We start from the raw sequence: 10,074 nt of genomic DNA, 5'->3' as shown, positions 1-10,074 counted from the left end.
CTACCCAGAAAGTGATGGTCAAACCAACCTTCCGATGGCGCAAAAGGTGACTGTTTTGGAGTGGGTGGAAGGTTTATATGAGGAGCAGGTTTTTACGGGTGATGAGGTGATTTGTTCCCCTTTATTTTCTGAGGTGAAGTTAACTGTAAATGAGATCCTAAAAAAATAAATCAGTAGATAAATATGAGTAAAATTCCAGAAATCCAAGCTAGGGAATATATTGGTTTAAGCCTTCTGTCTTTGGGTGTGATCGCATTCTTGGCTACCAAAGACATACTATATATGGTTATACCTATCCTATTAGATATATTGCTATTGCACTTAGGAAATTATGTTAGGTATAATCATGCTTGGTCATCATCACAAATTCCACAAATTACAACACTACAAATAAATATGACAAATCTGACAAATCAAGTTGATGAAATTAAACAAACAATTAAACAAACTATGAACCAACCTAATGAAAGAATCAAAAAAATTGAAATTTGGAAACAACAACTAAACGAAATAATTGATCAGAAAATTCAAATTTCTATACAAAAATTGCTAGTATCAACCGAAGAAATTCCTCAACAAATTAGTGATATATATAATCGCCTAAATACAATAGACAGTGAAATTAAAAACTTACGAGAGCAAACAGAAAATAAATTAGAATTAACCCAAATTAGTCAACAAATTGACCAGATTGAGTCTCGCTGTGAAAATCTGGATGATTCAATCCAGAAACTACATGAAACTTGTCATCAAAACTTCGTCACAATTGGTGAATTTAATCAACTCAAACAGAATCAAAATCATGAAAATTCCAGATTAAATGAACTTTTTGAATCCGTGAATAACTCTTTGACAGAATTAGATAGATCCTTTGATGATTTAATCACAGTAAGCAATTTAGAAGAAACCGAAGAACCTAATTTCAATACTCCCAAAACATCATGTATTGAAAATATAGAAACTTCACCAATCACAGGAAAATTTAATCAGGTAATTCTTGCCACATCTAAATCGGAAGCAAGTGTAGATGAAAATCTCAACCAATTATTATTTGTACAAAATTTAAAAGGTCATGAGTCTAAAGTTTCCGCAGTAGCTTTTAGTCCTGATGGTAGAAATTTAGTTAGTGGTAGTGATGATAAAACAATCAAAATTTGGGATTTAATAACTCAGACTCATCGCACCCTACCAGCACATCAAGATTCTCCCTGGAATGGAGGTATTAACTCAGTAGCAGTTAGTCCCGATGGGAACATAGTAGCTAGTGCAAGTAAAGATAAAACCATTAGATTATGGAACTTCACTAGCGGTGAAAAAATCATCACGTTAACAGGACACCAAGAACAGGTAAACTCTTTAGTTTTCAGTCCTTTAGGTAAAATTCTAGCTAGTGGAAGCAATGACAAAACTATTAAGTTGTGGAATTTAGAAAGTGGTGAAGAAATTTATTCTTTCCAGGGTCATTCAGATGGTGTTTTATGTGTAGCTTTTAGTCCTGATGGTCAGCTATTAGCTAGTGGTAGTCGTGATGGAACCATTATGATTTTAAAACTAGCTGAGAAACAAGTCAGAACCATAGTAGTGAATTCCAACTGGTTTAATGGGGGAATAAATTCTTTAGCCTTTACTCCTAATAATCAAATATTGGTGAGTGGTGGTAATGATACAATCATTAAATTATGGAATGTGGAAACTGGGGAAGAAATTAGAACTTTAAATGGACACTCTCAAGCTGTTTATACGATTGCCATTAGTCCCGATGGGAACATAGTAGCTAGTGGAAGTAAAGATAAAACTGCAAAGTTGTGGAACCTAGAGAGCGGTGAAGAAATCTCCACAGTCAAATGTGCCGAAGATGCCATTTATACAATTACTTTTAGTCCTAATGGCAAACTTCTAGCCACTGGGAGTGGAGATAAAACTATTACAGTCTTTCCCTATAATTACCCCAAAACATAACATTAAACTTAGCCAAACTTAGGCGCGAAAGTAAAGATGCTGACTGTTACGCGCACCACCTAGGGAACTATTGACTGCGGGTGGACGAGATATCTAATGGGTGAGCCAAATTTCTCTCTTACTGGTTCCCAGGTTAAGGGTATCCCCACAGACAATCTCCAGGTGTGGATTAATTTAATGGTTAATTTCGTGGCGATCTCGCGATAAATTTGCATTATTGGCAAGGAGTTAACTAAAATACAGTTAGGTGACATACTCCTACAAACCGAACAAATGGGTTGGGTTCCCCTGTCGCTACAAAAAATAGGCAAGGTATTGTTGATAAAAGCGATTTTAATTTGGTCAACCATAGATGAGGTAACAAAAAATGATTGCTGTAAAAGACAAGTTTCCTAAGTTAACACCCGAAGAATATTTTGTCTGGGAAGAAAAACAACTGCTTCGCCATGAGTATATTAATGGTGAAGTTTACGCTATGACTGGGGGAACTCAAAATCATGGCCGAATTGCTAGTAATATTATTTTCATTGTTAAAGGTCATTTACGGGGTAGTGGTTGTCAGGTTGGTAATTCCGATTGTCGTGTAAATATTTTGGAAACAAAAGATTATGTTTATCCTGATGTGAGCGTTACTTGTGACGAGGGCGATCGCACTGCAATCCAAGCAATTCAATATCCCTGTCTAATTGTTGAGGTTTTATCTCCCAGTACAGCTAGTTATGACCGAGGGGATAAATTTAGATTGTATCGTCGCAATCCTAGTTTGCAAGATTATCTTTTAGTTGATGCTGAGAAAATAGCGATTGATTTATACCGCAAAAATGATCGGGGTAATTGGGAGATTTTTAATTATCAGTCGGGGGATAATATCGAGCTACAAAGTATTGATTTAAGTTTTCCCATTCAGTCGGTTTATGAGGATATTGTTTTTGAGGAATTAGCTTGATAACAGTTACAAATTAAAATCATCGACTCAGTTTTAGCACTTGTTTTTGGTTTGGTGTTGGTTTTTAAAAATATCTGTGGTCTTATTTAGGAGTATATAGAAATCACAGGCGATCGCTTGTTAAAATAGTAAAACCAGCATTTTATAGGAGTCATGGTCATGATAATTGCAACTGGTAAAAAAATGACTTTTGAGGAATTTCTTAATTATGATGACGGGACAGATAATTTCTATGAACAGATATACAAACTATGACAAATTTGTATGAACAAGATTTTGCTCTCTGGTCAGAAAAGATGGCTGATCTAATTGCTAACGGGCGTTTTGATGAGCTAGATATTATAAACTTAGTGGAAGAAATTAGGGACTTGTCGAAACGAGAACGAGATCGGTTATTAAGTAGTATGGGACTAATATTGCATCACTTACTCAAGTGGGACTATCAACTTCTTTTGCTCAAGATTGTTTTTGATATTCTACTGCTATTTGACCAAAGATGTGCGATCGCACTCTCAAATTATATAATCCATAAATGCGATCGCTTATTGTTCCTGTTTGTGCTGAGTGGGTGAGTGGAATTAAATATAAGATTTTATATTTTCACCAAGAGAGGTGAGAGTTGGTTTTTAAAAATATCCATGGTCTTATTTAGGAGTATATAAAAACCACAGGCGATCGCGAAGCACTCCCTATGGGCGATCGCTCCTCTCTTCAATCTAGACTCCAGTTAGTTAGATAGAGATAATTTAAGTTGTAAAGATTGCTGAGTTCCCGTTGTCTCAACCAAGCTTTTCATTTTGTTCACCTTTTTGGATCCTATTAAATTAAGGTAATAAGATTTATCTTCAATGACATTTTGAATCTCATTTTTACGGTATAATGCTACAAATAGTGCAGCTGCTCTTGCTTGACAATTCAGGGATTTTTTTGGATTAAAAGCGATATCAGAGAAACCTTCATAATGCAATAATTCATTTGCAAGTGATTTGTTTTGATGTAATGCTTTCAAATACAACCAATCATAGAATGCTGTTACTGGCTTTGAAGGAAAGTCCTCTTCAAAAAATTTATATCCTACAAAGTCACCAGAATTATGTATTCTTTCATCTTTTTTTGCTTCTCTACTGGAAACATGATAGAGGTCTAAAAAAGGACCACCCTTGGTGAAAAATTTACTTCCCTGATATGCGCACTCAACTGAAAGAGTATACTGATCCTTTGAAAACTTCAGGTTAAACGCACTCAAGTTAATACCTAAAGACTTTAAAGACTTTGAAGATATTTCCAAAACTGGATATATGTTACACTTAGCTGCCGCATCGTGAAGTGAAGTGATTGACCTTTGATATTGTACTTTTGCAAAGCCAGGGTGCCACTCAAATTCTATCAACTTTTCTTCTACAAAAGGAAAAGTTTCAGGACTAGGAATAAAAATAGGACGCTTAGCCATGTTCAACCTTCTTGTTTGAATTGTCTTAAATTTATCATACATCAGTCTTCTTAGCTTGCCAAATTTTATAATCATTTCTAGGTTTAAAATAATACAGATTGACAGAAAATCTTTGTGGATAATTACTAGTATCTAAATTATCCCATTGTTTCATATCTTGTACACTATTAAAACAAACTTTGTCAATGAAGCATGGATCAATTTTATCAAAAACAAGAACTTCCGCTTGAGGGTTAGTTGTAAAGTTATTTAGAATGTTTAAACTATTCCGTTCAATCCCTTCATAATCTTCAAACATTTCGATTGATTTTAGAAACTTATCATCTGGTGAGAAACAGATAATATCACTTTTTTCAAAAATATATCTAGAACCTCATGAGGATTTTATTGTCTTATTTGATGAACCGGAATTATCACTTTCTATTGAATGGCAAAGGCGCTTACTTCCCGATATTTTGAAATCAAATAGGTGTAAGCTGCTTTTAGCAGTTACCCATTCCCCATTTATTTTTGATAACGAGTTAGACTTGAATGCTAATGATCTAGAGATATTTGTGTGCAAGGATTAAAAATAGATGTCAGCCAATAAGTTAAGAGAATCTCGTAACATACCTACTGTTATATTCACAGAGTTTACCAGATCATATAAAAGACACCGCGATTACTCATTGTACTGTTTTTTTGAAGGAAAAGATGATAACAAATACTATGGGATTAGAATACGAACAATTGTTAAAACCGAGAATTTACAACCTTTTACATGTAATGGCAAAGAGGGGGTTTTGGGGATTTACAGAATGATCTCATCGCGCAAGTATTACTCTAATGTCAGAGCTATTTATTTTGTAGATAGAGACTTTGATGAATCAATTAATCAAGGTGGTGCAAGTGCAATATATGAAACTCCATGCCACTCAGTTGAAAATTTTTATACTTCAGTTCAATGCTTTTCCAGAATTATCCGAGACGAATTTCAACTACAAGGGTTAGATGAAAACTTCAACCGCTGTATTGACCTATATACCAAACTACAGAAAGAATTTCACAACGCGGTGGAGCTATTAAATGTGTGGATAGCTTGTCATAGAGACAAATCCAGTCAACTAAATCTTTCAAACCATAAACTTTCAGATTTTGTTAGTATTGATCTAGATCAAGTTATAGCGCAATATACCCTTAGTGACCTTCGTGATAAGTTTCCTGATGTGCCAATAATCCTAGAGAGTGAAATAGATGCCAAGAGATCTGAATTATTGACTAGGACTCAGCAGAAGAGTTTTAGAGGAAAGTATGAAATTGAGTTTTTGTATACTATTCTTGATAAACTTAGAAATCAAGCCAATAGAGGAACTTATCCTTATTTCCAGGGTAAAGTAAAAGTTGTACTGTCGTTAAGTCGTGCAACAATTATCTCTGACTTATCTCAATATGCTGATACTCCAGAGTGTCTATATACTTATCTGGAACCTTACATATATTGAAACGATTCTGCTAAAAAAGCCTAGCTACAACCTGAGCGAAGATGTGATTCAGAGGTTAGATAGGACTTATTTATAAAACAGATAATCTCCAGTTGTGGATTAATTTAACCAAATTACGGTTAATTTCGTGGCGATCTCGTGAGTGCGAGTGCTTCGCAATCGCTCTTTTCCTTTAAAATAAATTCGCATATACCGTAGTTAATAAAACACATGTTGGGTTTCGTATTAAACTCAACCTACAAATTACCCGGGTTCCCCACAAACAATATGCAGGTGTGGATTAATTTAAGTAGTGGTTATCAGGTTGGTAATTCCGATTGTCGTGTAAATATTTTGGAAACAAAAGATTATGTTTATCCTGATGTGAGCGTTACTTGTGACGAGGGCGATCGCACTGCAATCCAAGCAATTCAATATCCCTGTCTAATTGTTGAGGTTTTATCTCCCAGTACGGCCAGTTATGACCGAGGGGATAAATTTAGATTGTATCGTCGCAATCCTAGTTTGCAAGATTATCTTTTAGTTGATGCTGAGAAAATAGCGATTGATTTATACCGCAAAAATGATCGGGGTAATTGGGAGATTTTTAATTATCAGTCGGGGGATAATATCGAGCTACAAAGTATTGATTTAAGTTTTCCCATTCAGTCGGTTTATGAGGATATTGTTTTTGAGGAATTAGCTTGATAACAGTTACAAATTAAAATCATCGACTCAGTTTTAGCACTTTGGTTTTGGTTTTTAAAAATATCTGTGGTCTTATTTAGGAGTATATAGAAATCACAGGCGATCGCACGCAGATAAACTTATATTATGGGCAGCGATCGCTCCCCATTTTAATCTAAACTCCAGTAATAAATGCGATCGCTTATTGTTCCTGTTTTGTAAGTGCTACCTATAAAGAAAAAATCATAAGGACTAAGCTAGAGTCCATGTTCATTAATACTATAATATTATGATTACAGTATTTATACCTTGGTTTGTTTACCAAGTTAAGGAGTATAAAATGATTATTACATTAATAAGAAGGATGATGAGCATAACTAGGAGAAAAGAAGCATTAGTTAGACTAAGTATAATAACATCTGTATTTACAGGTATAGGCAGTATAATTGCATCTAATATTCATGAAGACTACTGGAATAAAACTATATTTCGGGTTCAAACCGTTGATTTTAATATGTTATCTCACACATTACCAACTAAACTTTCTTATGTGATAATAAAACAAAACCAGGAAGAAATTCAACGTACTTTAGACAGTAACTATAGTTTATTTGGTTTAATAGTTACAGATGCAACCGGAAAAAATATTATCTCCTATTCTGGTAAAAATTCTTCAAGACCCATATCCTGGAAAGCAGCTCTTAACCCTGAAGAACTAAAAAATCATCCTTATGACGTGCTGCTTGATCCTCCTCCTATTTTTCCTCAAGGGGTATATGCTAATCCTCGTGCAACTGAACGAACTGCTACAAAATTTATTAATAAAGGTCGCATAATCGGCAGAGTTTACTATATTAGAATACCTAAACGAACATTTAAGGATGATATTATTAAATGGATTAATAATCCTTTTTCCACTAGTGGTTGGATTGAATCTTATACTGTAACTATAATTGCCATTGTGGTAACGATTATTTTGATCACTTTAGAACATACCTTAGCCCGAGAAAGAGAACAACAATTACAAGAAAATAATAGGAGGCTACAAATAGACCTGGCGGAAAAAATTAAGGGTCGTGAATTACAACAAGCACAAATAGATAGTCAAAGAAGTCAATTTGAGCAGGAAGTTAAGCACCTGCATAATGAAATTGGTATTTTGAATCAATCAATAGCCCAATTACAATCTCAGTCCCAAAATAAATTGCTTGAATTGCAAAATAAACTTAAGGATACTCAATTTCAATCACAGCAAAATTTGAATCAACAAGAAGAATACAAAAATCGTATACAACTATTAACACGACAGTTAATTGAACAAAAAGGTAACCAATCTGAGGAACTAAGACAACAAATTAACCAAGCAGAATCTGAATTAAGATCCTCACGTCTAAGAGAAGAGAATTATCAACAGCTGGTAAGCAATCTACAACAACAAATAAGTCAAAAAGACGACCAAGAACAAGAACTTCAAAATCAGGTAATAAATTTACAGAATTCAGTGGATAAATACCAAAAACAAATAGAAGAATCAAAAAATGAATCTGAACGTTTAACTATGATAATAGAACAGTATAAGGAAGAGGTTAATAAGCATGATTTAAACTCTTTTGAACAAAAGATATATAAAGTTTTAAGTAATAATTTTCCAAATTATACAATTGAAATACAATTTGATGTAGAAATGGCCAACAAAGAAGGTAGTAAATTTACTGATTTTATTTTAGTAACTAACAGAAGATTTTGCGTGGTAATAGAAGCTAAGTCATACACTGGTATAATTAAATCCACTGGAACCGACAGAAATTCTAAATGGATTTGTGAAACTAAAGAAGGAAAAGAAGTAGAAATTCTGTCATCGTGGGGTGACAATCCTTACCAACAAGTAAAAACTTACTGTGATGCTATTAGGAGGAATAGAAATTTAAAAATTAGCAAACGTCATAAAGTATTTATGAAAGACACTAAAGTGTATGGAATTATCGTCTTTCCTAGTGATTCACGTATTGATAGAACAGTTTTAGATATAGATTTATATTATAGGGTTATAACCATAAGCGATTTGGTTGCCACGATAAACCAATTAACTCGATTAAGTTAACTACCTCTACCTTACCATGGCGAAAATAAGTATTTATGCTCTTACAACTAACAGCATATTCTGACTTTAAGGTATCGCCACTATTTGACACTGTATTACTCAATGTCATGTAGGTTCGATAAACTTAGCTCAATAGACTTTAGTTCTATCATTCTCGAATTCTCATCTGGTGAAATGGTTAAAAGCGTTGAGATTAGAAACAGTGATCTGAGGTCTTTTTATCAAAGTTATCAACGTGACCCATTTCCACCAAGTTCTTTCTTGAGAAGACTTTTGCCCAGGAGAGAAATAGATAGTTTGTTGGAAGCAGCGCGGATGAGTAATGATTTGCTTCGTGTGCATTTTGAACGTATTATCAAAACTTATAGGATCCCTATTCAATACCACTCTAGAATATTAGATGAGGTAAGGATTAAGCAAGAGGAAAATCCAGAAAGTCTAAAAGATGTCATTAAACAGATAAATGCTAATATAATTGCTACTAAGGATAGTATCCAAAATTTGAAGTTTTAAACCTTAGCGATAAAGAGAACAAACTTATTCAGTTTGGTATGGATGATGTTATTATCAAGCTGAATGAAATAACAATGGATATCAAAAACTCAGCACTCAACCTTTTTTCAAAAGTTACAGGTGAAATTCTGACTCAATTTATTCAGGGTATTAAAGTCAATGATGAAATGAAAAATAGCATTAAACCAGATACCTTTTTACCTTGTTTGATTAGTAAAGTTAATTACTTCGTAAATTTCGATGAGGAAAACTTATCTTTTTTTCTTGCATGACCACTGAGCCAATTTTCATTAGGTTTATTCTCAACTTTTTCAGCAACCCATAATTAATAGTGCAGTTCTACATTAAGGTAAATGTTTTTAAAAACGGGCGATCGCTGTTTTGGAAGTAAAACCAAACTGCCCATAATTAACAGTGGGGTTTGTTGGGTTTCGTTCCTCAACCCAACCTACGGTAAGTGTTTTTAAAAACGGGCGATCGCTGTTTTGTAAGTAAAATCAAACCGCCCATCCTATAATACAATGAATTCACGTACACCATAATTAACGGTGGGGTTTTACATTAAGGTAAATGTTTTTAAAAATAGGCGATCGCTGTTTTGTAAGTAAAATCAAACCGCCCATCCTATAATACAATGAATTCACGTACACCATAATTAACGGTGGGGTTTTACATTAAGGTAAATGTTTTTAAAAATAGGCGATCGCTGTTTTGGAAGTAAAACCAAACCGCCCATAATTAACAGTGGGGTTTGTTGGGTTTCGTTCCTCAACCCAACCTACGGTAAATGTTTTTAAAAACGGGCGATCGCTGTTTTGAAAGTAAAATCAAACCGCCCACCCTATAATACAACCAATTCACGTACACCATAATTAACGGTGGGGTTTTACATTAAGGTAAATGTTTTTAAAAATAGGCGATCGCAGTTTTGTAAGTAAAATCAAACCGCTCACCCCAT

11 protein-coding genes are annotated in these 10,074 nt (G+C 34.1%); 9 read left to right on the top strand and 2 right to left on the bottom strand.

Annotated elements, in window-relative coordinates; all coding sequences use genetic code 11:
- Nucleotides 1–183 precede the first annotated feature (183 nt).
- The 3 genes from ASL19_RS17150 to ASL19_RS18570 all read left to right on the top strand — a co-directional run bounded on the left by ASL19_RS17150 (nucleotide 184) and on the right by ASL19_RS18570 (nucleotide 3,477).
- Nucleotides 184–1,959, top strand: a complete 1,776-nt coding sequence (locus ASL19_RS17150) for a WD40 repeat domain-containing protein (RefSeq protein WP_235528949.1) — start codon at nucleotides 184–186, stop codon at nucleotides 1,957–1,959.
- A gap of 367 nt (nucleotides 1,960–2,326) precedes the next feature.
- Nucleotides 2,327–2,905, top strand: a complete 579-nt coding sequence (locus tag ASL19_RS07935) for a Uma2 family endonuclease (protein WP_057177931.1) — start codon at nucleotides 2,327–2,329, stop codon at nucleotides 2,903–2,905.
- 251 nt (nucleotides 2,906–3,156) lie between these two features.
- Entirely contained in the window at nucleotides 3,157–3,477 is a 321-nt protein-coding gene (locus ASL19_RS18570; protein WP_082604668.1) for a DUF29 domain-containing protein, read from the top strand.
- Between the two features lie 155 nt (nucleotides 3,478–3,632).
- On the opposite strand, the gene ASL19_RS07925 is transcribed toward ASL19_RS18570, so the two are convergent.
- Both ASL19_RS07925 and ASL19_RS07920 read right to left on the bottom strand, forming a co-directional pair.
- Complete coding sequence (locus ASL19_RS07925; protein ID WP_072149107.1) at nucleotides 3,633–4,355, bottom strand: hypothetical protein; 723 nt, start codon at nucleotides 4,353–4,355, stop codon at nucleotides 3,633–3,635.
- Between the two features lie 34 nt (nucleotides 4,356–4,389).
- Nucleotides 4,390–4,653, bottom strand: a complete 264-nt coding sequence (locus tag ASL19_RS07920; RefSeq protein WP_057177930.1) for a DarT ssDNA thymidine ADP-ribosyltransferase family protein — start codon at nucleotides 4,651–4,653, stop codon at nucleotides 4,390–4,392.
- Between ASL19_RS07920 and ASL19_RS16700 the strand changes: the two genes are divergently transcribed.
- The 6 genes from ASL19_RS16700 to ASL19_RS07895 all read left to right on the top strand — a co-directional run bounded on the left by ASL19_RS16700 (nucleotide 4,652) and on the right by ASL19_RS07895 (nucleotide 9,388).
- A complete protein-coding gene (locus tag ASL19_RS16700) occupies nucleotides 4,652–4,924 on the top strand; it encodes an AAA family ATPase (protein WP_152980410.1) in 273 nt (90 codons plus the stop codon). The genes ASL19_RS07920 and ASL19_RS16700 overlap by 2 nt on opposite strands.
- Before the next feature lie 6 nt (nucleotides 4,925–4,930).
- The gene (locus ASL19_RS07915; RefSeq protein WP_057177929.1) at nucleotides 4,931–5,836 is read left to right on the top strand and encodes a DUF4435 domain-containing protein; all 906 of its coding nucleotides are present in this window, start codon (nucleotides 4,931–4,933) and stop codon (nucleotides 5,834–5,836) included.
- Nucleotides 5,837–6,046: 210 nt separating this feature from the next.
- The gene (locus tag ASL19_RS07910; protein ID WP_369814503.1) at nucleotides 6,047–6,523 is read left to right on the top strand and encodes a Uma2 family endonuclease; all 477 of its coding nucleotides are present in this window, start codon (nucleotides 6,047–6,049) and stop codon (nucleotides 6,521–6,523) included.
- Between the two features lie 319 nt (nucleotides 6,524–6,842).
- Nucleotides 6,843–8,603 carry a nuclease-related domain-containing protein gene (locus ASL19_RS07905; RefSeq protein ID WP_152980409.1) on the top strand — a complete coding sequence of 587 codons (1,761 nt, stop codon included), beginning with the start codon at nucleotides 6,843–6,845 and terminating at the stop codon, nucleotides 8,601–8,603.
- A gap of 174 nt (nucleotides 8,604–8,777) precedes the next feature.
- Nucleotides 8,778–9,116 (top strand): hypothetical protein, encoded by a 339-nt coding sequence (locus tag ASL19_RS07900; protein ID WP_057177927.1) that lies wholly within the window; start codon nucleotides 8,778–8,780, stop codon nucleotides 9,114–9,116.
- Between the two features lie 38 nt (nucleotides 9,117–9,154).
- Nucleotides 9,155–9,388: a hypothetical protein gene (locus ASL19_RS07895; protein ID WP_057177926.1), complete on the top strand. Its 234-nt coding sequence runs from the start codon at nucleotides 9,155–9,157 to the stop codon at nucleotides 9,386–9,388.
- The last annotated feature ends 686 nt before the right edge of the window (nucleotides 9,389–10,074 follow it).

This window comes from Cylindrospermopsis sp. CR12 (assembly GCF_001432185.1).
Classification (GTDB): Bacteria; Cyanobacteriota; Cyanobacteriia; order Cyanobacteriales; family Nostocaceae; genus Raphidiopsis; species Raphidiopsis raciborskii.
The sequence above is the reverse complement of the archived record's forward strand: the minus strand, read 5'-3'. Positions and strand labels throughout refer to the sequence as shown.